The organism is Streptomyces sp. NPDC041970, from assembly GCF_055588985.1.
This window is the reverse complement of sequence record NZ_JBVJCD010000057.1, coordinates 12,189-36,334: the sequence shown is the minus strand read 5'-3', so window position 1 is coordinate 36,334 and position 24,146 is coordinate 12,189. Positions and strand designations below refer to the sequence as shown.

Sequence of the window (24,146 nt, the reverse complement as noted above, 5' to 3'; positions counted from 1 at the left end):
CCCCCCCCCCCCCCCCCCCCCCCCCCCCCCCCCCCCCCCCCCCCCCCCCCCCCCCCCCCCCCCCCCCCCCCCCCCCCCCCCCCCCCCCCCGCCCCCCCCCCGGCGCCGTAGACCTGTCCGGTGTTGTAGTCGCTGTCGAAGGGCGGGGCGGCGCTGTCGTAGCGGTCGTCGTACCCCTGGCTCTGCGGCGGCACCTGCGGCACCGGCGGGGGCGGGGCCGGGCGGCGCCGGACATGCGGCATCGCCTGTGCGCTCTCGGGTTGGGATGCGGCACTGCCCCGGCCGTAACGCTCGCTGCGGTCGCCGGTCCGTCGATCGGGCCAATCGTTCATCGCACCAGTGTGCCGCCCTGCCCTACCGGTATTACAGGGTGTAAGGGAAATCGCACCGGGGCTGTTGCGAAGCTGATGCATTCTGCGCGACCAGGGGCCGCGCATAAGGTGGACTGTATGACAGATCAGGCCACCTGCCCCGAGAGCGGGATACCGGGCAAGCCGACCTCGGCGTCCCGAACCACCCTCAGCCACATCATGACCGGCAGCGACACCAACCTCCTCGGCACGGTGCACGGCGGCGTGATCATGAAACTGGTCGACGACGCCGCGGGCGCCGTGGCCGGCCGCCACTCCGGCGGACCCGCCGTGACCGCGTCCATGGACGAGATGGTCTTCCTGGAGCCGGTCCGCGTGGGCGACCTCGTCCACGTCCGCGCCCAGGTCAACTGGACCGGCCGCTCCTCCATGGAGGTCGGCGTCCGCGTGATGGCCGAGCGCTGGAACGAGTCCACCCCCGCCCAGCAGGTCGGCAGCGCCTACCTGGTCTTCGCCGCCGTCGACGGGGACGGCAGGCCCCGCGCCGTACCGCCGGTGATCCCCGAGACCGAGCGCGACAAGCGGCGCTACCAGGAGGCCCAGATCCGGCGCACCCACCGGCTCGCCCGCCGCCGCGCCATCAAGGAGCTGCGCGAGCAGCGCGCCGCCGACGGCATCGACGACTGAGACCCGCCGCCGGGGCCGTACGCCCCCGCCCTACGGGCACACCGCCTCGTCGCCCCGCACCGTTTCGAACTCACCCGGCTCCCGGCTCTCCACCCGCCGCACCCCCGTGAACTCCGAGCCCACCGTCACGGCGACCGTCGCGCCCCGGCCCGGCACGGCCCTCAGCTCGCTGCCGGGCAGGGCGGCGGCCAGGGACCGCGCCGACCGGTCCCAGTCCGGGTCGTACGTCACGAGCGTCCGCCGCACGTCCCGCCGCTCCCCGTCGAGCGGGGCGCCGGTGGTGGCGAAGCCGGCGGCGCGCAGCTCCGCGTCGGCGGTCCGGCCCAGGCCCGCCCGAGCCGTCCCGTTGTAGACCTGCACCCGGATCTTCCGCGGCGCGACCTCCACGGGCGCGACGGCCGGGCCGGCCGCCGCCTTCGGCTTCGCCGGGGCCAGCGGCTCGTCCTCGCGCAGCGCCCGGAAGAGCTTCTCCGCCTTCTTCGCGTCCCACCGCACCGTCGAACCGATCCCCTCGACCAGGAAGGCGGGGTCGCCCACGGGGACGGAGGCGAATTCGGACGAGGCCGGGCTCAGATTCCGCACCGCCGAGCCGAGCGCCAGCATCTGCCGGGTGCCGAACCCCTCGTCCGCCCGCATCGAACCGACCACCGACGTGGCGACCTCCCGGAACCTCACCGGGTTCAGCAGGACGCCGCTGCTCGTCGCCCGTTCGATCAGCGCCGCCACGAACTGCTGCTGCCGCTGCATCCGGCCGAGGTCCGAGGCCCCGTCCACATGGCGCGAGCGGACGTAGCGGAGCGCCTGGCCGCCGTCCAGCTCATGCGTGCCCGCGGGCAGGTCCAGGCCGGTGTACGGGTCCCTCATCGGCCGGGCCGTGCAGATCTCCACCCCGCCCACCGCTTCCACCGTCCTCATGAAGCTGGTGAAGTCGACCTCCAGATAGTGGTCGATCTTGACGCCCGTCATGTGCTCGACCGTGCGCACGGTCAGCGTCGGGCCCCCCTCGGCGTACGCGGCGTTCAGCTTCACCGGGTGGGCGGCGTGCCGCTCGCCCGTGGTGCGGTCCGTGTGCGCGGGAGCCTCGGCGTAGCTGTCCCGCGGCAGGCTGACCACGCTCGCCCGCCGCCCGTCCGCCGACAGGTGGACCAGCATGACCGTGTCGGTGCAGTGGCACGGCTCGCCGCCCAGCCGGTACTTCTCCCGCTCGGCCGCGGTGACGGTGTCCCGCTCGTCGGTCCCGACGAGCAGCAGATTGGTGCCGTGGCCCGCCCGCGGCCGGTTCTTCATGTCCTTGAACGGGTCGACCCGGCCGATCCCCGTCTCCAGGCCGCTCACCACGGCGTGCCCGGCCCCGCCCGCGCCCAGGACCAGCACGGCCAGCACGGTGGCCGCCCGCACCCCCCAGCGCGGCCGCTCGTCCTGCGTACGGGCGCGGACCGGCCCCGTCCCCCGCGGCGGCCGGCGCCCCGGGGGAGCGGCGGACGGGTGCGGCGGGCGGTGCGGCGCGGGCACGGGGGGAGACACCTCCGCGGTACGAGGGGGACCATCGCACCGTAGGCCCATACGATCTCCGGCCCGGTCCGCGACCCGGCGGGGCGCACCGGCATCCCCCGTTCGCGGTAACGTGGCGGCCGAACAACGCCGCCGTGCGGAGTGCGAACCCCCGGCGCCCCCGAGGACCCCCCGAGGACCACATGTCTGCCGCGCAGTGCCCCGCCGTCTCCGTGATCATGCCGGTGCTCAACGAGGAACGCCATCTCAGGAACGCGGTCCGGCACATCCTGGAGCAGGAGTACGCCGGTGAGATGGAGGTCGTGATCGCGCTCGGCCCCTCCGCCGACCGCACCGACGCCATCGCCGCCGAGCTGGTCGCGGAGGACCCGCGGGTCCGCACGGTCCCCAACCCCACCGGCCGCACCCCCGCCGCGCTCAACGCCGCGATCAAGGCGTCCCGCCACCCGATCGTGGTGCGGGTCGACGGCCACGGGATGCTCTCGCCGAACTACATCGCCACCGCCGTCCGCCTGCTGGAGGAGACCGGGGCGCAGAACGTCGGCGGCATCATGCACGCCGAGGGCGAGAACGCGTGGGAGGACGCCGTCGCCGCCGCGATGACGTCGCGGATCGGGGTCGGCAACGCGGCCTTCCACACCGGCGGGCAGGCGGGACCGGCCGAGACCGTCTACCTGGGCGTCTTCCGCCGCGAGGCGCTGGAGCGGGCCGACGGCTACAACGTCGAGTTCATCCGCGCCCAGGACTGGGAGCTGAACTACCGCATCCGCGAGGCGGGCGGACTCATCTGGTTCTCGCCCGAGCTGAAGGTGCGCTACCGGCCCCGCCCCACGGTGAAGGCGCTCGCCAAGCAGTACAAGGACTACGGCCGCTGGCGGCACGTCGTCGCGCGCTACCACTCCGGCTCCATCAACCTGCGCTACCTGGCCCCGCCGACCGCCGTCGTCGCCATCGCGGCGGGCCTGGTCGCGGGGGCGGTGCTCACCCCGTGGGCCCTGGTCGTCCCCGGCGGCTACGCGGCCGCGATCGTCGCCGGATCGCTGCCCGCGGGCAAGGGGCTCCCGCTGAAGGCCCGCGCGCTGATCCCGGTCGCCCTGGCGACGATGCACATGTCCTGGGGGTTCGGCTTCCTCACCAGCCCCCGGTCCCTGGCGAAGAGGGTCATCGCCGGCCGCCGCCCCGCCCTCGCCGGGCGCGAGACCGTCTGAGCGACCGCGTGAGGGGCCCCACCGCCGGCGGTGGGGCCCCTCACGCGTACCGCCCCCACCTCACCAGGTGTAGGCCGGGTTGACCTTCATGCAGGCCTCTTCCTCGCCGTTGAGGGCGCCCGCCGACTCCGGGGCCTTGTCGTCGTCCTTGGGCACGGGGTAGGCCCCGGCCGCGCTCTCCCGCCAGTCCGCGCCGACGACCAGCGAGATCCCCGAGACCTCGGCGGACTTCTTCACCTGGGTCGCCGGAATCCCGAGCGCCTTGGCGACCGCCTGGGCGTCGCCCTCCAGGTCCGCGCTCGGATACAGCACCCCGGTCCGCGCCGCACCGGCCACGTTGGCCGGATCGACGGCGGCCTTCCCGAACCCCGCGGTCCTCAGCAGCTCCACCACCTCGCTCGCCCGCCCCTGCGCGGGGCCGAGCGCGTCGGTGGCGGTGCCGTTCCGCACGGTGACGGCGATCTCGGCGACGGGCGCCGACGTGTCCGCGACGGCCACCGGCGGTTTCTTCTTCTTCGGCTTCCCGCCCTTGCCGTCCAGCGGTATGTCCTCGCGGACCATCCGGAACAACCGCTCCGCGTCGCCCGGCTTCGGGTACACCCGCTCCTTGTTCACCCCGGTGCCGTAGACGTTCGGCATGGTGGACATGGTGATGCGCCCGGTCGGGACCTTCTTGAACTCCTCGGCGAGGTCGTAGAGGTTCTTGACCGTGTCGATGCTCTTGTCGACCGTCAGCGCCTTGGTGGCGGCGTCGGCCAGCTTCATCAGCTTCGCCGGGTCGGAGAGCTTGGTGCCCTTGCGCAGCTCGCGGACCATCGCGTTCATGTACTGGTGCTGGGCCTTGGCGCGCCCGAGGTCGGTATTGTCCTCGAAGCCGTACCGGGTGCGCAGCCAGGCGAGGGCCTGCTCGCCCTTGACGTACGTGGTGCCCTTCTCCAGCTTCAGCCCGGAGCCCTTGCCGTCGGGGTTGCGGGAGTGGAGGTTGGCGTCGACGCAGACCGGGACGCCGCCGACCGCGTCGGCCATCGCCACCACGCCCGCGAAGTCGATCATCATGAAGTGGTCGATCCGTATGCCGGTCAGCTCGTACCAGGTGGCCACCGTGCACCCCGGACCGCCGCGGCCCAGGCTCTGGTTGGTCTGCACGTCGCCGGTGGAGGCCGGGAAGACCTTGCCGTCGGGGGCCGTGCACGTCGGCATCTTGAGCATGGTGTCGCGCGGCATACTGATCACGGAGAGGTTGCTGCGGTCCGCCGATATGTGGAGCAGCATCTGCACGTCGGCGAGCGGCGGGGCGCCGAACGTCTCCCGCGCCCCGCCCAGCGCCTGGTTGGCCTTGGTGTCGCGGGCGTCGGAGCCGATGAGCAGGATGTTCAGCGGGGTCTGCCCGGCGGCGTTGGCCTTGTGGTCGGCCATCCTCTTGTCGCCGAGGGTCAGATCCTCTTTCCTGATGTTGCCGTTGAGGTGCTCGTAGTAGAGGTAACCGGCGCCGCCGGTCCCGAGTATGAGCACCGCGAGCACGGCGGCGCTCCAGCGCAGGGTCCGCCGCTTCCCGGCCTTCGGCGCGCGGCGGCCGCCGCGACCGGCCGCGTCCGTGGCGTCGCTCCGGACGCGCCCCGTCGCCCCGTCGGCGGCCGGGCCGCCGACGCCCCCGTCGCCGGGGGCGTCGCCGCCGCCCTCGTACGGGCCCTCCCCCCGGCCCGCGTGCGCGTCGCCCACGCGCGGCCGCGTCCCCTCCCCGGACATACTGCTCCGTCCCACCGGACCCCCCTGCTGTCTCAGACTGTCGTTGTGGCGCGGTGACCTGGTGTCACTTGGCGCATTCGGCCTTGTCGGCGTTGGCCCGCTGAATCCCCTCCGGGGCCTTCGCCGGACCGGTGATGAGCTGGCCCGCGCCCTTGAAGTCCGCCCCCAGCGTGAGCACCATCGCCTCAAGCCCCTGGGCGTCGGTGGCGCCCTGCTTCAGGGCGGTGGCGGGCAGCCCCATCATCGCGGCCAGCGCACGGGCCTGGTCGGCCTGGTTGGGCGCGTACTCCAGGGTCGTCCGGTCGATCTTCTCGGGGGCGTTGGCCTTGTTGGCCGACTTCAGCACGCCCTGCTCGTTCTGGAGCCAGGTGACGGTCGCGCCCGCCGCGCCGGGGATCTCGCCGCCGTTGAGGACGTCCACGCGGACGTCGGCGGGGGCGGCCTTGGGGCCCTTGAGCAGGGCCGCCTGCTTGTTCTTGGCGTCCTTCTGCTTCTGCTTGACCTCGGTCAGCGAGGTGTCGGAGCGCAGCATCGCGAAGAGCTGGTCTCCCTGTTGGGGGTGCACGACTACGGTGACGGGCTTCGGCTCGTCCGGGTTGTCTATGACGGGCATCGTGACGAAAGTGATGTTCTTCGGGTCGACCTTCCCGATCTCCTGGGCGAGCGTCATCAGCTTCTTCGGGCTGCCGATGCCCTGGTCGACCGTCAGCGCGTTCGTGGCCGCGTCGGCGAGGTCGAACAGCTTCTTCGGGTTGGTGAGGGTGTCGCTCGACTTCATCTCGCGGATCATGGAGCCGAGGAACTGCTGCTGCACCTTGATCCGGTCGAGGTCGCTCCGGTTGCCGAAGCTGTCCCGCGTGCGCAGCAGGGCCAGCGCCGTCTCGCCCTGCACCTTCGACTCGCCCTGGGGCAGCTTCAGATGGGACTTCGGGTCGTCGATCGGCTTGGCCATGCAGACCTTGACGCCGCCGACGGCCTTCGTCAGCTCCTTGACCGCGTTGAAGTCGACCATCATGAAGTGGTCGGGCTGCACGCCGGTGATCGCCTCGACGGTCCGCATGGTGCAGCCGGGGTCGCGGCCCTCCTGGCCGAGGCTGGTGTTGAAGCGGACCTTCTGGGCGCCGGCGATCGTCTCCACCGACCCGTCCGACCGCTTCGTCTCGCAGTCCGGGATGTCGGTCACCAGGTCGCGCGGGATGCTCATCGCCGTCGCGTTGGTCCGGTCCTCGGAGACGTGGAACAGGATGTTGGTGTCGGCGTGGCCGGTGCTGCCGTGGTCGCCGTAGCTCTCGTTGCCCTTGCCGGTGCGCTTGTCGGTGCCGATGATCAGGATGTTCATCGGGCCGTCGCTGACGACGTTCTTGCTGCCGACGTCGCCCACGTCCACGGTGTCGATGTTGCCGTTGAACCGCTGGTACAGCGCGTACGCGCCGGCCGAGCCGGCGACCACGGCGAACGCCACCACGCCGCCCGTCCACAGCAGCGCCGCCTGTTTGCGCGACTTCCGCTGCTTGCGCTTGCGGCGGCCGGAAGCGGGCGGCTGCGCACCGCGTCCGCCCTGGGTGCGCCGGCTGCGCTGGCTGGGCACCCCGCGGCGCGGGCCGTCCCCGGCGTCCTCCCGCGACCCGGCCGCCCTGCGGGCCCCGCGGCCCTCGCGCCCGGCGGGGGCGTCGGGGTCCTTGTGGGACGAGCCGGACCGCGTCTCCCGGTAACCGTCGGCCTCCTCGGCCGTGGCCGTGCGCGTGACGGCGGGCGACTCCCCTGCGGAGTGATCCAGTCGCAATTCGTAATTGCCGGTATGCGGGTTGAGTACCCACTGGTCGGCGGGGTCGATATCGTCCGCCCGCCCACGGCTATGCGCGTCCACGGTTGCCTGAGTCCTCCGTCGGTGCCACGCGAGGCGCCCTCCCCCGGCAAGGCGCTCGTTCCTTCGCTCCAGCAGTGCACGACCTGACGGCCGGAAGCACCGGATCGCGTCACACTATCCGGCCGCTTCCGCGTCGAGCGACGGGCGTGACACATTCCACGCCTCTTACAACCGGGCATTCTTCCCATTCCACGTCGATTGTGTTCTCTGACTTGGGAATTGCTTTACTGCGCGCAGGGGTCATCGGCCGCGCTCGACCCCGAATAGGTCGGCGCGGGGGTCGGACTCGCGGACGCCGCGCCCTCCGGTTCGCCGTCCCGCGCGGCTCCCTCGCCCCGTTGCGCGCCCTTGGGTTCGGCGGCCGGGACCACGGTCACGGGCCGGTCCTCGCGGAGTTGCCGGAACAGCTCGCCCGCGTCCGGTTGGACGAGCTCATCCCGGTTCGGATCGTTCTGGTAGGGACGCCGGGGGACGGTCAGGAACTGGACCCGGTCGGTCGGCACGTCGCGCATCCCGCGCACCAGGTCGTACAGGTCGCGCAGCGAGTCCAGTCCGGGGTCCGTGGTCAGCGACTTGGTCGCCGCGTCCAGCACCGGGTAGAGCCGCGTCGGGTTGAGCAGCACGCCGTTGCTCTGCATCTTGTTCACCAGCGCGCCGAGGAACATCTGCTGGCGCTCCATCCGCTCGGTGTCGCTGCCGTCGCCGAGGGACTTGCGCACCCGTACGTAGCCGAGGGCCTCCTCGCCGTCCAGCTTCTGCCGCCCGGCCGGGAGCCGCAGGTGCGCGTCCGCGTCGTCGATCGGCTCCTTGAGGCAGACCTCGACCCCGTCCACGGCGTCGACCATGTCCTTGAAGCCGTTGAAGTCGACGACCATGTGGTGGTCGACGCGGATGCCGGTCATCCGCTCCACGGTGCGGATGGTGCAGGCGGTCCCGCCGCGTTCGAAGGCCGAGTTGAACTGGCCCGTCCGCCCGCGGGTCTCCTTGCCGCCCTCGGCGCGGCACGCGGGGATCTCCACCATCAGGTCGCGCGGCACGGAGACGGCGGTCGCGCTCTCGCGGTCCGCCGCGAGGTGCAGCAGGATCGTGGTGTCCGAGCGCTGGCTGCCGCCGTCGTCCCGGCCGTACTCCCGGTTGTCCCCGGCCCGGCTGTCGGAGCCGATGAGCAGGATGTTCCGGGCGTCCACCACCATCGGCGTCGGCCGCTCCTTCTCGTACGCCTCCAGCACGGCGGCCGCGCCCGTGTCGGTGGTGATGTTCGCGTCGAGCTTGTTGTAGAGCCACCAGCCCCCGCCCGCGGCGACGAGCACGAGGAGCGAGGCGGCGAGGGCGGACGAGCGCAGCCAGCGCCTTCGGCCCCCGGCGCCCGCGGCCCCCGAGGGCCGGTCGGACCAGCCCCGCCCGGACCGGTCCGGGCCGGGCTCCACGGGCTCGGGGGCCGCGGTCTCGGGCTCCGGCGTCTCGGGGGCCGCGGTCTCGTGCTCCGGGGTCTCGTGCTCCGCGGGCTCAGGGGCCGCGGCGCCCCCGTCCCGCGCCGGGCCGTCGCGCGGGCCCTCGTCCCGAGCGCCCGCGGACGGTCCGGCGCGCGGGCCCTCCGGCTCACGCGGCGGGCCGTCCTGGGCGCCGCCCCCCTCGGGGCCGGGCTCTCCCCGCGACCTGCCCTGCGGCGTGTCCCCGGCCGGGCGGTCCGGGTCGGCCGGCGGGTCGGCACTGTCGGTCACGTCTGCGTCCGTCCTTCGCGTTCGGCGGCGCGCAGGGCCGCCGGTCGCAGGGGTGGACGGCTGGACCTCGCGCTTGGCGGTGCACTGCCGGGACAGTGGTCCGTACGCCGATCATCCACCCGCCCCGGCGCTCGGGGCCGGGGGACTCGGCCCGCTGTGGGCCGGACGAGTGCACGGGGGAGCGCTTGTCATACCGCGGTGGCGGTCACCCGCTCGCTCTCGATCCGGCGGGCCAGCCCGTCGGCGTCGAGCCGCCCGAGGTGCCGGCACAGGACCACGGACCCGCCGACCGCCAGCGGGGCGAACAGCCCGGCGCTCAACCCCTCCCACGTGTCGTACCCGCCGCCGGTGAGCAGCCGGGAACCCGGTACGAGGCCGAGGGCGGCGGCGTCCTCGCGGGCCCTGGCCACGAGCCCCGCGCCCGTCAGCTCGACCCCGCCCACGGCCAGCGCGGCCGCGTCCGGGTCCACCGGGGCGAAGGGCGCGAAGCGGTCGCCCTGGCTCGGCGCCTCCACCGCGTAGTCCGCGAACCCCTCGGGCGGCTGCGGGAAGCGGCCCCCCAACGGGCGCAGGGCGAGGGCGACCCGCTCGCCCCGGCAGGCCCGCGCCCGCTCCAGGGTGTCCGGGCCGGTCACGACGAGGTCGGCGGCGGCCGGGTCGCCCTGCACGTCGGCGACGACGCCGACCGAGGAGCAGGCGAGCAGCCACACCGCGGACTGCCAGTGGGCGGGCAGCAGGAGGGCGAGCCGGTCGCCGGGGCCGGCGGCCAGGTCGCCCTGGAGCAGATTGGCGGTCTTGGCCACCCAATTGGCGAAGGTGGCCACCGAGAGTTCGACGCGTTCTCCGGTGGCGTCGTCGTAGAAGGTGACCAGGGGGCGGGCCGGGTCCGCGGCGAGGGCGGATCGCAGCAGGTCGGCGGGGGTACGGTCGCTGGCGTTCACCCGCGCAAGCGTACGCGGGGGCGCCGCGCGGGGGCGGGCTGAACGGGTGTCACGTACACCGGTTCGGCAGACGGGGCGTCACCGGCGGCGCGTCGGCTTGGGGTAGCCGGACTCGTACCTGTATGGCGAGGATCGTCCGTATGCGTGCACTATGCGTCACCTCAGTCGGCGTCACCTGCGCGGTGGCCCTCACCCTGCCGCTCTCCGCCCCGGCGGTCTCCGCCCCCGTCCCGCACTCCGCCTCGGCCCGTCCGCCCTCCACCTCTCCGGGCGCCGGCCCGCCGTCGGCGCGGCAGGAGGCCGCCGGCGAGGCGGCGCCCGCCGACACCCCCGCCGCCCTCGACGCCCTCGCCCTCTCCGACACCTTCACCGGGCCCCGCGCCGAGCCCGCCGCCGCTCCGGCGGGCTCGACGCAGTCCCTGCCGCTGGAGCCCGCCGCCCCGGCCGACCCCTCGGACCGGGTCGCGGGCACGGCGGCGGGCGACCAGGGCCTCTCCCGGCGCGACGCCCGCCCCTTCTCCCTGGTCGGCGTGGTCTGGGAGGACGCCGACGCCGAACTCCACGGCACCGTCCAGGTCCGCACCCGCGCCACCGACAGCGGCGCGTGGTCGGACTGGCAGGACCTGGAGACCCACAACGCCGAGCACGCCGCCGACCTCGACAGCGCCGAGCGGACGTCCGGCCCCGTACGGGGGGCGACGGCCCCGCTCTGGGTCGGCGACTCGGACGGCGTGGAGGTGCGCGTACGACCGGAGGCCGCCGATCCGCAGGACCGGGTGGGCGCCGCGCCGCTCCCCGAAGGGCTGCGCCTCGAACTCGTCGACCCCGGCCGGGGCCCGGAGCCGGAGACCGCGTGGGCGGCCCCCGCGGCGGCGTGGGCCGACGCCCCGTCGTTCGCCGACTCCCTGCCGAAGGCGTTCGCCGCCCAGTCCGCCCCGGACGCGGAGGCCGCCCCCGACGCGGAAGCCGGCGCGCGCGGGGAGGCCGCCGCCTCCGCGCTGAACGAGGGGCGGACGGCCAAGGAGGCGGCTGCCAAGGCGAAGCCGTACATCGGCCCCCGCCCCCGCATCATCACGCGCAAGGGGTGGGGCGCGGACGAGAAGCTGCGCGAGCGGAAGTTCGCGTACACCAAGACCGTCAAGGCGGCCTTCGTCCACCACAGCGCGACCGGGAACAACTACACCTGCAAGCAGGCCCCCTCGGTGCTCCGCAGCATCTACCGCTACCACGTCAAGAGCAGCGGTTGGCGCGACTTCGGCTACAACTTCGCCGTCGACAAGTGCGGGAACATCTACGAGGGCCGGGCCGGCGGCGTGACGAAGCCCGTGCTCGGCGCCCACACCCTCGGCTTCAACAGCAACACCATGGGCATCGCGGTGCTCGGCACCTACACCTCCTCCAACCCGCCCGCCGCCGCGGTCACCGCCGTCTCCAAACTGACGGCGTGGAAGCTCGGGCTGTTCGGCGCCAACCCCAAGGGCAAGGTCACGCTCGTCTCCGGCGGCAGCAACAAGTACAAGAAGGGCAAGAAGGTCAAAATGAACGTGATTTCAGGTCACCGGGACGGTTACGCAACCGAATGCCCCGGAGCGCGTCTCTACAAGAAGCTCGGCACGGCCCGGACCGCCTCGGCCAAGCTGCAGGGCCGCTGACCGGAAGCTGTCCGACCGGTCTGCTTAGACTGGCCAGCCGATATCAGGCCAGGCCCCACCAGGAAGCAGAGACGGTGCTGTGACAGAGGCAAAAGAAGCGGTTCTCCTGGTCGGCGGCAAAGGCACCCGACTGCGCCCGCTCACGGTGCACACCCCCAAGCCGATGGTCCCGGCGGCGGGCGTCCCCTTCCTCACCCACCAGTTGGCGCGGGCCAGGGCGGCCGGGGTGGAGCACATCGTGCTCGCCACGTCCTACCTGGCCGAGGTCTTCGAACCGCACTTCGGCGACGGTTCCTCGCTCGGTCTGCACATCGAGTACGTCACCGAGCGGGAACCGCTCGGCACCGGCGGAGCCATCCGCAACGTCGCGCCGAAGCTGTCCTCCGGCCCGGACGAACCGGTCCTCGTCTTCAACGGCGACATCCTGACCGGGCTCGACATCCGGGCCCTGGTCGGCTCCCACACCGCCACCGGCGCGGACGTCTCCCTGCACCTGACCCGCGTCGAGGACCCGCGCGCCTTCGGCCTCGTGCCGACCGACGCGACGGGCCGGGTCACGGCCTTCCTGGAGAAGCCGCAGACGCCGGAGGAGATCGTCACCGACCAGATCAACGCCGGGGCGTACATCTTCCGGCGCTCGGTCATCGACTCCATCCCCGAGGGCCGCCCGGTCTCCGTCGAGCGCGAGACCTTCCCCGGACTCCTCGCCTCCGGAGCCCACCTCCAGGGCATGGTCGACTCCACGTACTGGCTGGACCTCGGCACCCCGCAGGCCTTCGTCCGCGGCTCCGCCGACCTGGTCCTCGGCCGCGCCCCGTCCCCGGCGGTCCCCGGCCGCTGCGGCGACAGCCTGGTCCTGCCGACCGCCTCGGTCGCCCCCGACGCCAAACTCGGCGGCGGCACGGTGGTCGGCGCCGGCGCGGTGGTCGGCGCGGGCGCGCGCGTCGACGGCTCGACGCTCCTGGCGGGCGCGGTCGTCGAGCCGGGCGCGGTCGTCACGGACTCCCTGGTCGGCGCCGGCGCCAGGATCGGCAGCCGTACGGTGCTGGCGGGCGCGGTGATCGGCGACGGGGCGCACGTGGGCGCGGACAACGAACTGCGCGACGGGGTCCGGATCTGGTGCGGCGCGATCCTGCCGGACGCGTCGGTCCGCTTCTCCTCGGACCAGTGAGACGCACGCCTCTTCCTTGAGCCGGGGCTGGTGGGCTCTGTACTGGTGCGAGGGGCTGGTGAGATGCGTCGCCTGCTCCGGGGCCGGTGGGCTCTGGGGCCTGCTCTGGGGCCGGTGGGCTCTGGGGCCGGTGAGCTCTGGGGCCCCTTCTGGGGCAGGTGACGCCTGTGGCTCTTCCTGGGGGCGGTGAGCCCCGCGGGCCCTCCCGTGACCGGTGAGACCCGCGCCCCTTCCAGGGGCCGGCGAGCTCCCCGCCCACGTGTGGGACCTGGGGGAACACCCGTACGCGGACCCGTACGCTGTGAGGGACCCCCTCCGCCCCACCGATGACCGAGGCCCCACCCGTGGCAGGACGTTTCGCCCCCCGCACCACCGCGCGAGCCGTGCCGCCGTCCCGGTCCGCCCCGGCGCGACCGGCCGCGGGCGACGACGGGCCGCCGCTCACCCGCGAGTGGGCGCCGCCGGGCCCGCTGGACCTCCGCCTGGTGCTGGGCCCCCTGCGCCGGGGCCCGGCCGACCCCACGTTCCGGATGGTCGCGGACGGCACGTTCTGGCGGGCCACCCGCACGCCCGAGGGGCCGGGCACCCTGCGCGTCGCGGCGCGCGGCGACCGGATCGCGGCGACGGCGTGGGGACCGGGCGCGGACTGGCTGCTGGCAGGGCTGCCCGCCCTCCTGGGGGCCGAGGACGACCCGGAGGCGTTCACCCCGCGCCACCGTCTGCTCGCCGCCGCCCGCCACCACCGGCCGGGGCTGCGGCTGCTGCGCACGGGCCTGGTGCTGGAGTCGCTGATCCCCTCGGTCCTGGAGCAGAAGGTCACCACGGACGAGGCGTACCGCGCCTGGCGCCTCCTGGTCCGCCGCTTCGGCACCCCGGCCCCCGGCCCCACCGCCGACCTGGGCCTGCACGTGATGCCGGACCCGCACGGCTGGGCGATGATCCCGTCCTGGGAATGGCACCGGGCGAACGTCGACGCCAAGCGCTCGGCGACGATCCTGCGCGCGGTACGGGTGGCCCGCAGGCTGGAGGAGGCGGCGGCGATGGACCTCCCCGAGGCCCGCGCCCGCCTGGAGCTGATCCCCGGCATCGGCCCCTGGACCTCGGCCGAGACGCTCCAGCGCTCGAACGGGGCGGCGGACGCCGTCACCGTCGGCGACCTCCACCTGCCGGGCATCGTGGGCCACGCGCTCGCGGACAACCGCCACGCGGACGACGAGGAGATGCTCGCGCTGCTCGCCCCGTACGAGGGCCAGCGCCACCGGGCGACGCGCCTGATCCTGCTCTCGGGCCGCACCCCGCCCCGCCGGGCGCCGAGGCTGGCGCCGCGCGACATCGTGCCGCTCTAGGCCCGGCCCGACCACTCCCGACCACCTCGCGGCGCCCCGTACACGCCCTCACCGCACCGGCCCCGGACCCGATGGCGTCCCGTACGAGGGCCGGAGGCCGCCCGCGGCGGGAGCCCGCGCTCGCCGCCCGCCCGGCCGGCGACCGGAACGGCCGGACACGCCCGCCCGGCCGGCGACGGCAACGGCCGGACGGCCCCGCGCGACGCCCCGCTCACCGCACGGTGATGAACGCCTCCGGGTCCCGTGCCGCCCGCTCGCGCGGCGCCTCCGCCGGGTGGCCCACGGCCACCGCGCCCAGCGGGTCCCAGGACTCCGGGAGCTCCAGCACCTCCCGCACCACGGGCCGGCAGAACATCGTCGAGGACACCCACGCCGAGCCGAGCCGCTCGCCCGCCAGCGCCACCAGGAAGTTCTGCACGCCCGCCCCGGCGGCGACCACGAACATCTCGCGCTCCGCGGTGTCGCGGCGCTCGTCCCCGTAGGCGTGGGAGCCGTCCATCACCAGGCACGGCACCACCAGGCACGGCGCGTCGCGCAGCACGTCGCCCCGCCGCACCCGCTTGGCGACGGACTCCTCGCTCTTCCCGTCGCGCCGCAGGTCCGCGATCCAGGCGTCCCGCATCGCGTCGAGCAGCCGGGTCCGCGACGCGGCCGACTCCAGCAGGACGAACCGCCACGGCGTCGTGTGGTGCGGCGCGGGAGCCGTCACGGCCGCCGCGACCGCCCGCCGGACCGCCGACGGGTCCACCGGATCGCCGGTGAACGCGCGCACCGTGCGCCGCAGCGTCACCGCCTCGCGGACCGCCTCCGACGTGCCGAGCCGGAACATGTCGTCGGCCGCGTCCCGCACCAGCGCCCGCGCGCCGGGCCCGTCCTCCCCGGCGGGGCGGACCGTGTGCGCCAGCCCCCGCACCACGGCGACCGGCAGCCCGGCCGCCTTGCCCTTGACCAGGTCCCCGGCCGAGGCCAGCTCGTCGGCCGTGGCCACGACCGTGGCGGAGAGCGGGTTGCCGTACGCGTCCGTCCCCCCGCGCAGGTCGTCCAGCACCCGCACCCCGGCCGCGCCGATCGCGACGTCGGTCAACCCGTTGCGCCAGGGGCGGCCGAAGGTGTCCGTGACGACGACGCCGACCTCCACGCCGAGCGCGTCGCGCAGCCCCCGGCGGATCGCCCGCGCCGAGGCGTCGGGGTCCTCCGGCAGGAGCAGCACGGTCCCGGCGGGGGTGTTCGAGGCGTCGACCCCGGCGGCGGCCATGACCAGCCCCTGCCGGTTCTCCACGATCCGCAGCGCCCCGCGCCGCGCGACGACCCGTACGGTCTCGGCGTCGATCGCCGCCTCCCGGTCGGCGGCCCGCACGACGCGGCCCTCCGCCTTGGAGACGATCTTCGAGGTGACGAGCAGGACGTCCCCGTCGGCCAGACCGGGCTCCGCCGAGGCGATCAGCCCGGCGAGGTCGTCCCCGGCGCGGACCTCGGGCAGCCCGCCCACGGCCCAGACCCGGAAGGCGGGCGCCCCGCCCCCGGACCCGCTCACGCGCGCACCTCTCCGGCGAGCGCCAACGCCTGCCGGGCCATCTCCGCGGTCGCGTCCACGTCCGCCATCATCAGCGGCACCGCCCGGCAGCGGATGCCGGCGCTCTCGACCTCCCCGACCGCACCGGCGTCCACCGTGTCCACCAGCCAGCCGTCGAGCAGCCCGGAACCGTAGTGCCGGGCCACCGCGGCGGCGGTCGCCTCCACGCCCACCGCGGCGAGCACCTTGTCCGCCATGCCGCGCACGGGCGCGCCGCCGACGATGGGGGAGAGGCCGACGACCGGCACGCCCGCCTCGGCGATGGCCTCCCGGATGCCCGGCACGGCGAGGATCGTGCCGATCGACACCACCGGGTTCGACGGCGGGAAGAGGATGACGTCGGCGGAGCCGATGGCCTCCAGCACCCCCGGCGCGGGCGCGGCGCGCTCCGCCCCGACCGGCACGATCGCCCGCGCCGGGACGGAGGCGCGGAGCCTCACCCAGTACTCCTGGAAGTGGATCGCCCGGCTCTCGCCGTCCAGTTCGACGGCGACGTGCGTCTCGACCCGGTCGTCGGACATCGGCAGCAGCCGGACGCCCGGCTGCCAGCGGGCGCACAGCGCCTCGGTGACGGCGCTCAGCGGATAGCCCGCGCCCAGCATCTGCGTACGGACGATGTGGGTCGCGAAGTCGCGGTCGCCGAGCCCGAACCACTCGGGGCCCACCCCGTACGCCGCCAGCTCCTCCTTGACCCGGAAGGTCTCGTCGGACCGTCCCCAGCCCTGCTCCTCGTCGATGCCACCGCCGAGGGTGTACATCACGGTGTCGAGGTCGGGGCAGACCTTCAGCCCGAACAGATGGATGTCATCACCCGTGTTGCCGATCACCGTGATGTCCGCGTCGGGCGCGGCCTGCTTGAGGCCGCGCAGAAAACGGGCACCGCCGATGCCACCGGCCAGAACAACAATGCGCATGGGCAGCAGTTTGTCAGGCGGACACGGCGTCCGCCCCGGTCGGGGCGGCCTGCGAGGCGTGCATCGGCATCTCGGTCAGCCCCGGATAGTAGACGTGCAGACTCACGGCCGGTTCGAGCGAGTCGTTGACCACCTCGTGGACGTAGCCGGGGGCGAAGGCGCGCTCCGCGCCCGCGCGCAGGGTCCGACCGCCCCCGGCGGTGTGCTCGGTCAACTCGCCCTCCAGGACGGTCAGCACGCCGGCGGAGAGGCCGTGGTCGTGGCGTCCGCTGCCCTGCCCCGGAACCCAGCTCAGCAGCCAGACCTCGTAGCCGGGGCCCCGGTGCAGGCGGTGGTACCAGCGGGAGGCGGAGTCGTACCGGACGAGTCCGGCCCACCGCGTGCGGTCGGCCGCGATGGAGCGCGTGAGGCCGACGAACTCGGAGAGGGTGGTGGGGTGTTCGCGGGCGGGGCGCAGGAGGTGGGGGACCTCGAGGAGGTCGCCGGCGATCTGGAGGTCGCTGTCGCTGTTCATGGCTGCGGTGGTTCCTCGGCATGGGGGGTGCGTGCGGGGGAGTCGCGATGAGCGTCGGCGGCTCGCGGGGGAGCTGCCGGGAAGACCCGCGCGGCGGAGCAGGGGAAGAAGGCGCTCGACCGGAGGGGCTACGGGCCGGAGTCGGCCGGATCAGAGCTGGAGCACGAAGGCGTCAACAGCTCGAACAGCAACAGCGGGCCTGGACAGCGCTGCGGAACCCACGGAGGTGGGTGACGCGCGTCGCTGAGGTCGCTGGCATGGGACAAGGAGACCGGTCCGCACCATCCGCTGTCAACTCGGCACCCGAATGGCGGGCGGGGGGTTCATCCCTTTCGGCCCTCGGCGTGCAGAAAGGTTTGCGCACCGATGCGGGCGGACACATGGCGCAGCATCCACGCGTCCAAACCCGTGGGAGAGGTCGTGACCGGACTGTGATCCTGATCGCTTCGGTGATCAAATCGCAACATGGCGCGGCGCTCGATCGTCTGGCCGGGGGAAGACGAAGGAACAGAGGGGCCTGTGGCATATGTCAGGCTTTTGGTGATTTGAACACTTTCTGCGTAGGCTTGGTTCCGCAGAGTGAATCCCTGAGCCAATAGCAGATCCTCGCTTGACTGGCTCGGAGATACACACTTGTAATTTCACTCGTGTCGTGCGGCTGCCACCCGTAGCGGCCGCAACACGGGACGCGAGAGACAGACGAGGGGCGCACATGACCGAGCTGTTCCAGCAACTGCTGGTCGAGGACGCGGACGAGGAACTCGGCTGGCAGGAGCGCGCGCTGTGCGCCCAGACCGACCCGGAGTCCTTCTTTCCGGAGAAGGGGGGCTCCACCCGCGAGGCCAAGAAGGTCTGCCTCGCCTGCGAGGTGCGCTCGGAGTGCCTGGAGTACGCCCTCTCCAACGACGAGCGCTTCGGCATCTGGGGCGGCCTCTCCGAGCGGGAGCGGCGGCGCCTGAAGAAGGCCGCCATCTGAGACCGCCGCGCCACCCGGAGCCCCGCCCGGCCGCGGTGCGCTGAGCACCTGCCCCGGCTCTCCGGCCCCTCTCCGGGCACCGGAGCCTTCTCCGGCCTCTCGGCCTCCCGGAGCCTCCGCCCGCCTTCCGGGCCCTCACCCCTCCTCGGCCCAGTGCCGCGGCCTCCCGGAGCCTCCGCCCGCCTTCCGGGCCCTCACCCCTCCTCGGCCCAGTGCCGCGGCCGCCCGCGACCCCGTCGACGAGGGCGCTCGGCGGCCCCCGCCGACCGCCGCCCCCGCTCTTCCGGAGGCCCCGCGCGCCCCGCGGTCCTCCGTACGCGACCCCGCTCCGGCCCCGCCCCCGCGCGCACGCGAGCGCCTCGCGTGCTGCCGTGGACCTCTCCCGGCACCGGCTCCCGCCCCCGCGCGCACGCGAGCGCCTCCCGCCACCGCCCGGCCCCACCCCGCTCGGGCCCCCGGCCGGTGTCCGTACCGTTAGTGTGGGGCCCCGTCCGAGATGCGCCAACGCCCCGCCGGGGCGCGCGTGTACACCGATGCAGCCACCGGGGGCACGCCCCCGGACCCGGCCGGAGGGCCCGTACCTCGATGTCCGTGCACAGCCACTCCGCGGCGCCGAACACGGCCGCCGCCGCCCCAGAGTTCCCCCGGCACGTCGTCACCGCCGTGCTCGTCTCCCACGACGGCGCCCGCTGGCTGCCCGACGTGCTGGCCGGGCTGCTCGGGCAGGAACGCCCCGTACAGAACGCCGTCGCCGCCGACACCGGCAGCGCCGACGACTCCGCCCGGCTGGTCGCCGAAGCGCTCGGCGGCGAACGCGTCCTGCACCTCGCGCGCCGCACGGGCTTCGGCACGGCCGTCGAGGAAGCGGTGCGCACGGCCGGCGCCCTGACCCCGGAGGACCTGCCCTACCTCAAGCGCCCCAGCGCCTGGGACCCCGTCAACCGGACCTGGGCGGACGAGAACTACGACCTGCCGGAGCTGCCGCACGGCGAACCGGTCCAGTGGCTCTGGCTGCTGCACGACGACTCCGCACCCGAGCCCGACGCGCTCGCCGCGATGCTGCGCGTCGTGGACGCCGACCGGCACGCCGCGATCGTCGGGCCCAAGCTGCGCGGCTGGTACGACCGCAAGCAACTCCTCGAAGTCGGCGTCTCCATCGCCAACAGCGGACGCCGCTGGACCGGCCTGGACCGCCGCGAGCAGGACCAGGGCCAGCACGACCAGGTCCGCACCGTCCTGTCCGTCTCCTCCGCCGGAATGCTCATCCGCCGCGACGTCTACGAGGAGCTGGGCGGCTTCGACCGCAGCCTCCCGCTGATGCGCGACGACGTGGACCTGTGCTGGCGCGCCCACCTCGCCGGACACCGCGTCCTCGTCGCCCCGGACGCCGTCCTGCGGCACGCCGAGGCGTCCGCCCGCGAGCGCCGCCCCATCGACTGCGCGGGCCGCTCGGTCGTCGGCCCCCACCGCGTCGACAAGGCGGGCGCGGCCTACACCATGCTCGTCAACGCCCGCGCCAAGGCCCTGCCCTGGGTGCTGCTGCGGCTCGTCGTCGGCACCCTGCTGCGCACCCTCGCCTACCTCGTCGGCAAGGTCCCCGGCCAGGCCCTCGACGAGGTCACCGGCCTCCTCGGCACCCTGCTGCGCCCCGGCCGCATCCTCGCCGCCCGCCGCGAGCGGGGGAAGGGCGCCGTGGACGCGGCCGAACTGCGCGCCCTGTTCCCGCCGCCCGGCGCGACCGTCCGGGCCACCATCGAACAGGTCGCCGGCGACTTCGGCGGCGGAGCGGACGCCGACGCCGGCGGCTCGCGGCACGGCGCCGTCGAGTCCGGTCCCGGCGGCGACGACGCCGACTTCCTCGAAGTCGACCAGTTCGCCCGCCTCAAGCGCATCGGCCGCAAGCCCGGACCGGTCCTCTTCGCCCTGCTGCTCGTCGTCTCCCTGGTCGCCTGCCGCAACCTCTTCAGCGGCGGCGCGCTCGCGGGCGGCGCGCTGCTGCCCGCCCCCGACGACGTCGGCGCGCTCTGGGGGCGGTACGCCGACGCCTGGCACACCGTCGGAACCGGCTCCACCCAGACCGCCCCGCCCTACCTCGCCCTGCTCGCCGCGTTCTCGGGCCTCCTCTTCGGCTCCACCGGCTTCGCCGTGAGCCTGCTGCTGGTCTGCTCGATCCCGCTGGCCGGACTCACCGCCTACTTCGCCACCCGGCCGCTGCTCCCGTCCCGGCTGCTGCGCGCCTGGGCGAGCATCGCGTACGCCTTCCTGCCCGCCGCGACCGGCGCCCTGGCCACCGGCCGCGTCGGCACCGCCGTCCTCCTCGTCCTGCTCCCGCTGATCGCCCGCGCCGGCGTCGCCGCCCACGGGCTGCGCGCCGACAGCGCGGCGGGGGAGCGCGGCAGTTGGCGCGCCACCTGGGCGTACACGCTGCTGCTGACCGTCACCACGGCGTTCACCCCGGTCGTCTGGCCGCTCGCCGTCGTCCTCGGCCTCGGCGTGCTCGTGCTGCGCCGCCGCGACATCGCGGCGTACGGGCTCCGCTTCGTCGCCGCCGTCGCCACCCCGATCCTCGCCCTCGCCCCCTGGTCGCTCACGCTCCTGACGGACCCGGCCGCCTTCCTGCGGGAAGCGGGCCTGGACACCGGTACGGGCACGGCCTCCGCCCTCGACCTGCTCGGCATCGACCCCGGCGGTCCGGGCGCCGCGGGCAGCGTCCTGCTGCTCGGCATCGTGCTGGCCGCGCTCGCCGCCCTGCTGCGCGGGGACCGGCAGACCGCCGTCCGCGCCGCGTGGGCGGTCGCCCTCGTCGGCCTGCTCTGCGCGGTCCTCGCCAACGGATCGGCCTGGGCGGGCCCGGCCACCCTCGTCTACGGCGCGGCGCTGATCGCCGCCGCCCTGGTGGGCGCGGACGGAGCCCGCATCCGGGTCGCCGAGCAGAGCTTCGGCTGGCGGCAGCCCGTCGCCGTGCTCATCGCGCTGGCCGCCGGCGCCGCCCCCGTGCTGGCCGCGGTCGGCTGGATGATCGGCGGCGCGGACGGCCCCCTGGAGCGCCGCGACCCCGTACAGGTGCCCGCGTTCGTCGCGGAGGAGAGCACCACCCGCGACCAGCCGCGCACCCTCGTCCTCGGCGGCACGTCGTCCGACTCCGTGGCGTACACCCTCCTCCGCGGCTCCGGCGCGCGGCTCGGCGACGGCGAACTGACCGAGGCGGGCGGGACCGACAGCCACCTCGACGAGGTCGTCGCCAACCTGGTCGCCGGCTCCGGCGCGGACCAGGGCGGCCAACTGGGCGGGTTCGCGATCCGCTACGTCCTCGTACGCGACGGCGCGCCGCGCGAGGTGAGCCGGGTCCTGGACGCGACCCCCGGCCTCAGCCGCCTCAGCCAGCTCGACGGCAGCGCCCTGTGGCGGGTGGACCGCCAGGTCGCCCGCGTCATGATCGCCCCGGCGTCCGGCGAGGGCGACCACCTCCCCGTCGGCTCCGGGCCCGTCGAGGCCCACACCGAGATCCCGGCCGGGAAGGCGGGCCGCGTGCTGCGGATCGCCGACCGGGCCGATCCGGGCTGGCAGGCCGCCCTGGACGGCGAACCGCTGACCCCCAGGACGGTCGACGGCTGGGCCCAGGGGTTCGAACTGCCCGCCGGCGGCGGCCGCCTGGACCTCACGTACAAGACCCCGATCACGCACACCGCCTGGATCTGGGCGCAGGTCGCGATCGCCGTCCTCATGGTGATCATGGCGCTGCCCGGCCGCCGCCGGGAGATCGACGACGACCTCCCCGAGGAGTCGCCCGCCCCGGCCGCCGAGCCGGTCGACGGCGAGGGCCGCCGCGCCCGCAGGCTCCGCGCCGCCGCCCGGGCCGAGGCGACCGCCTCCGCCGGGGCGGCCGGGGACGCGCCCCCGGCGGAGGCCCCCGGAGCCGAGGGGTACGCCGCTGCCGGCCACGGTCCCGACGGCTACGACGGCGCGCCCGCCCACGCGGAGGCCGTCCCGGACGCCGCCCCGGCGCCGGGGGAGTACATCCCCGCGCAGCAGGCCGCCGACCCGTACGGCGCGAGCCCCGCGCCCGACCCGCAGGAGGCCACCGGCGGCTACGCGGCGGTCCCGCAGCAGCAGTACGGCGAGTGGGACGGGCAGCAGTACCAGGGCGCCGACCCGTACACGGCGTACCAGCCCGACCCGTACGCCCAGCAGCAACAGCAGCAGGGCGCGGAGTACCAGGGGTACGGCGACCAGGGCGGTTACGGCGTCCAGGACCCGTACGGCCGGCCGTACGCCCAGCAGGGCGGCTACGACGCGTACGGCCAGTACACCGGGGAGCCGTACCCCGAGCAGCCCCCGCACGCCGCTCCCGACCAGCAGGCCCGGAACGGCGAACACCCCGACCACCCGGCTCCGGGCCAGGCCCCGTGGCAGTCCGGCAACGCAACGCGAGGCGAGTCCGAGTGAAGTCCACCCACCTGTCCCTCATCGCCGCCACCGTCGCCCTGGCCGCCATCACCGGCTTCGCCACGGTCACCGCGTCGGACGGCGGCCCGGCCGCGGCCACCGGGGCGTCGGGCACGGCGACCGCCTCGCTGATGCCGGTCGAACGCTCCAGCCTGGTCTGCCCGGCGCCCAGCGGCTCCGACCTCGCCGAGACGCAGTACACCGCGTTCACCCCGGCGGGGAAGGGCGGCGACGGCGAGGCGACCGCCGAGCTGAAGCCGGCCCTGCCGGTCGTGGACGACGAGGACGCGACCGACCCCAAGAAGGCCGCGAAGGCCGAGGCAGCCGCCAAGAAGGCCAGGGCGGAGGCCGACAAGCCCTTCCTCGCCGTGACGGAACCGGGCAAGCCGGTCGTCGCCGAGGCGGACGGCTCCGGCGCCCCGGCCCTCGTCGGCACGGCCACCGGCCGACTGGCCCCCGGCTGGAGCGCCCAGCAGACCACCGAGATCACCGCGGGCGGTTCGCGCGGCCTCCTCGGGGTCACCTGCACCGCCCCCGACACGGACTTCTGGCTGCCGGGCGCGAGCACCGCGAAGTCCCGCCGGGACTACATCCACCTCACCAACCCCGACGACGCCGCCGCCGTGGCCGACATCGCGCTGTACGGCCCCGAGGGCGCGCTGAAGTCCGAGGTGGCCGACGGCATCACCGTGCCCCCCCGCTCCGGCGTTGCCCTCCTGCTGTCCACCCTCACCGCCGAGGCCGTCGACCAGGTGACCGCGCACGTCACCACCCGATCCGGCCGGATCGGGGCGGTCGTCATGAGCGCCGACGACACCGCCGGCGGCGACTGGATCACCGCCGCCGGGAATCCGTCCGCCTCCCTCGTCCTGCCCGGCATCCCGGCCGACGCCACCTCCGTGCAGCTGGTGGCCTTCGCGCCCGGCGAGAACGACGCCGACGTGAAGATCCGGCTCATGGGGAAGAACGCGACGTTCGCCCCGGCCGGCAACGACGCCCTGCACATCAAGTCCTCGATGACCGCGGCCGTCGACCTCAAGAACGTCACCCGCGGCGAGCCGGGCTCCCTGCTGCTGACCCCCGCGCAGAAGAACCGGGCGACGCCGATCGTGGCCGCGCTGCGGGTGGTCCGCGGCACCGGCGCCAAACAGGAGATCGCCTACATCCCGGCCACCGGCCCGGTCGGCGCCCGCGCGACCGTCGCGGACAACCGGGCCAAGGGCTCCACGCTGTCCCTGACCGCCCCCGGCGCCACGGCTCGGGTGAAGGTCACCGCGTCGGCGGGCAGCGGCGGCGGTGAACCGGCCGTGGAGACGTACACGGTCAAGGCCGGCACCACCCTCGCCGTCACGCCCCCGGCCCCCGCCGGCCTCAAGGGCGCGTACGCGCTGACCGTCGAGACGACCTCGGGCGGCCCGGTCCACGCGTCGCGCTCGCTGACCCGCACCGGGGGCGGCGTCCCGATGTTCACCGTGCAGACCCTCGCCGACGACGGCGGCACGGTCGAGGTCCGCCCGGCCCGCCAGGACCTCTCGGTCCTGGACGACTGAGCCGCGAGCGG

Annotated in this window: 16 protein-coding genes; 8 read left to right on the top strand and 8 right to left on the bottom strand. The window is 74.8% G+C overall.

Features of this window, described 5'->3' with window-relative positions:
* Positions 1 to 449: 449 nt before the first annotated feature.
* Positions 450 to 998 (top strand): acyl-CoA thioesterase, encoded by a 549-nt coding sequence (locus tag ACZ6EJ_RS23040; RefSeq protein ID WP_469269641.1) that lies wholly within the window; start codon positions 450 to 452, stop codon positions 996 to 998.
* Between the two features lie 30 nt (positions 999 to 1,028).
* Here the strand turns inward: ACZ6EJ_RS23040 and ACZ6EJ_RS23035 are convergent, their stop codons facing one another.
* A complete protein-coding gene (locus ACZ6EJ_RS23035; RefSeq protein WP_469269639.1) occupies positions 1,029 to 2,561 on the bottom strand; it encodes an LCP family protein in 1,533 nt (510 codons plus the stop codon).
* 131 nt (positions 2,562 to 2,692) lie between these two features.
* On the opposite strand from ACZ6EJ_RS23035, the gene ACZ6EJ_RS23030 reads away from it, so the two are divergent.
* On the top strand, positions 2,693 to 3,718 hold the full coding sequence (locus ACZ6EJ_RS23030) for a glycosyltransferase family 2 protein (protein ID WP_469269638.1): 1,026 nt from the start codon (positions 2,693 to 2,695) through the stop codon (positions 3,716 to 3,718).
* 60 nt (positions 3,719 to 3,778) lie between these two features.
* Here ACZ6EJ_RS23030 and ACZ6EJ_RS23025 read toward each other — a convergent pair whose 3' ends face one another.
* From ACZ6EJ_RS23025 to ACZ6EJ_RS23010, 4 genes are all read right to left on the bottom strand, one after another.
* Positions 3,779 to 5,464: an LCP family protein gene (locus ACZ6EJ_RS23025; RefSeq protein ID WP_469269642.1), complete on the bottom strand. Its 1,686-nt coding sequence runs from the start codon at positions 5,462 to 5,464 to the stop codon at positions 3,779 to 3,781.
* Positions 5,465 to 5,528: 64 nt separating this feature from the next.
* Positions 5,529 to 7,331, bottom strand: a complete 1,803-nt coding sequence (locus ACZ6EJ_RS23020; protein ID WP_469269637.1) for an LCP family protein — start codon at positions 7,329 to 7,331, stop codon at positions 5,529 to 5,531.
* A gap of 224 nt (positions 7,332 to 7,555) precedes the next feature.
* Positions 7,556 to 9,052: an LCP family protein gene (locus tag ACZ6EJ_RS23015; RefSeq protein WP_469269636.1), complete on the bottom strand. Its 1,497-nt coding sequence runs from the start codon at positions 9,050 to 9,052 to the stop codon at positions 7,556 to 7,558.
* Positions 9,053 to 9,240: 188 nt separating this feature from the next.
* Complete coding sequence (locus ACZ6EJ_RS23010; protein ID WP_469269635.1) at positions 9,241 to 9,993, bottom strand: TIGR03089 family protein; 753 nt, start codon at positions 9,991 to 9,993, stop codon at positions 9,241 to 9,243.
* Positions 9,994 to 10,133: 140 nt separating this feature from the next.
* Between ACZ6EJ_RS23010 and ACZ6EJ_RS23005 the strand changes: the two genes are divergently transcribed.
* The 3 genes from ACZ6EJ_RS23005 (at position 10,134) to ACZ6EJ_RS22995 (ending at position 14,162) form a co-directional block, all read left to right on the top strand.
* Positions 10,134 to 11,645 (top strand): peptidoglycan recognition protein family protein, encoded by a 1,512-nt coding sequence (locus tag ACZ6EJ_RS23005; protein WP_469269633.1) that lies wholly within the window; start codon positions 10,134 to 10,136, stop codon positions 11,643 to 11,645.
* A 79-nt stretch (positions 11,646 to 11,724) separates the two neighbouring features.
* On the top strand, positions 11,725 to 12,816 hold the full coding sequence (manB, locus tag ACZ6EJ_RS23000; protein ID WP_469269632.1) for a mannose-1-phosphate guanylyltransferase: 1,092 nt from the start codon (positions 11,725 to 11,727) through the stop codon (positions 12,814 to 12,816).
* 344 nt (positions 12,817 to 13,160) lie between these two features.
* Complete coding sequence (locus ACZ6EJ_RS22995; RefSeq protein ID WP_469269630.1) at positions 13,161 to 14,162, top strand: DNA-3-methyladenine glycosylase family protein; 1,002 nt, start codon at positions 13,161 to 13,163, stop codon at positions 14,160 to 14,162.
* A 211-nt stretch (positions 14,163 to 14,373) separates the two neighbouring features.
* Here ACZ6EJ_RS22995 and ACZ6EJ_RS22990 read toward each other — a convergent pair whose 3' ends face one another.
* From ACZ6EJ_RS22990 to ACZ6EJ_RS22980, 3 genes are read right to left on the bottom strand one after another with little or no spacing between them, the layout of a single operon-like run.
* On the bottom strand, positions 14,374 to 15,696 hold the full coding sequence (locus ACZ6EJ_RS22990) for a coenzyme F420-0:L-glutamate ligase (protein WP_469269628.1): 1,323 nt from the start codon (positions 15,694 to 15,696) through the stop codon (positions 14,374 to 14,376).
* On the bottom strand, positions 15,693 to 16,649 hold the full coding sequence (cofD, locus tag ACZ6EJ_RS22985) for a 2-phospho-L-lactate transferase (protein ID WP_469269627.1): 957 nt from the start codon (positions 16,647 to 16,649) through the stop codon (positions 15,693 to 15,695). Before cofD ends, ACZ6EJ_RS22990 begins: the two co-directional genes overlap by 4 nt.
* A 13-nt stretch (positions 16,650 to 16,662) precedes the next feature.
* Complete coding sequence (locus tag ACZ6EJ_RS22980) at positions 16,663 to 17,163, bottom strand: cysteine dioxygenase (RefSeq protein ID WP_469269626.1); 501 nt, start codon at positions 17,161 to 17,163, stop codon at positions 16,663 to 16,665.
* 712 nt (positions 17,164 to 17,875) lie between these two features.
* On the opposite strand from ACZ6EJ_RS22980, the gene ACZ6EJ_RS22975 reads away from it, so the two are divergent.
* The 3 genes from ACZ6EJ_RS22975 (at position 17,876) to ACZ6EJ_RS22965 (ending at position 24,135) form a co-directional block, all read left to right on the top strand.
* The gene (locus ACZ6EJ_RS22975) at positions 17,876 to 18,139 is read left to right on the top strand and encodes a WhiB family transcriptional regulator (RefSeq protein ID WP_003968728.1); all 264 of its coding nucleotides are present in this window, start codon (positions 17,876 to 17,878) and stop codon (positions 18,137 to 18,139) included.
* 585 nt (positions 18,140 to 18,724) lie between these two features.
* The gene (locus tag ACZ6EJ_RS22970) at positions 18,725 to 22,585 is read left to right on the top strand and encodes a glycosyltransferase family 2 protein (protein ID WP_469269624.1); all 3,861 of its coding nucleotides are present in this window, start codon (positions 18,725 to 18,727) and stop codon (positions 22,583 to 22,585) included.
* Entirely contained in the window at positions 22,582 to 24,135 is a 1,554-nt protein-coding gene (locus ACZ6EJ_RS22965; RefSeq protein WP_469269623.1) for a DUF5719 family protein, read from the top strand. The genes ACZ6EJ_RS22970 and ACZ6EJ_RS22965 overlap by 4 nt, the downstream gene beginning before the upstream one ends.
* Positions 24,136 to 24,146 lie beyond the last annotated feature (11 nt).

Bases quoted from the DNA above. Each gene is read 5' to 3' on its own strand.
- ACZ6EJ_RS22980 (WP_469269626.1), bottom strand. From the start codon at position 17,163: ATGAACAGCGACAGCGACCTCCAGATCGCCGGCGACCTCCTCGAGGTC.
- ACZ6EJ_RS23030 (WP_469269638.1), top strand. From the start codon at position 2,693: ATGTCTGCCGCGCAGTGCCCCGCCGTCTCCGTGATCATGCCGGTGCTC.
- ACZ6EJ_RS23005 (WP_469269633.1), top strand. From the start codon at position 10,134: ATGCGTGCACTATGCGTCACCTCAGTCGGCGTCACCTGCGCGGTGGCC.
- ACZ6EJ_RS23025 (WP_469269642.1), bottom strand. From the start codon at position 5,464: ATGTCCGGGGAGGGGACGCGGCCGCGCGTGGGCGACGCGCACGCGGGC.
- ACZ6EJ_RS22970 (WP_469269624.1), top strand. From the start codon at position 18,725: ATGTCCGTGCACAGCCACTCCGCGGCGCCGAACACGGCCGCCGCCGCC.
- ACZ6EJ_RS23035 (WP_469269639.1), bottom strand. From the start codon at position 2,561: ATGGGCCTACGGTGCGATGGTCCCCCTCGTACCGCGGAGGTGTCTCCC.
- ACZ6EJ_RS22975 (WP_003968728.1), top strand. From the start codon at position 17,876: ATGACCGAGCTGTTCCAGCAACTGCTGGTCGAGGACGCGGACGAGGAA.
- cofD (WP_469269627.1), bottom strand. From the start codon at position 16,649: ATGCGCATTGTTGTTCTGGCCGGTGGCATCGGCGGTGCCCGTTTTCTG.
- ACZ6EJ_RS23040 (WP_469269641.1), top strand. From the start codon at position 450: ATGACAGATCAGGCCACCTGCCCCGAGAGCGGGATACCGGGCAAGCCG.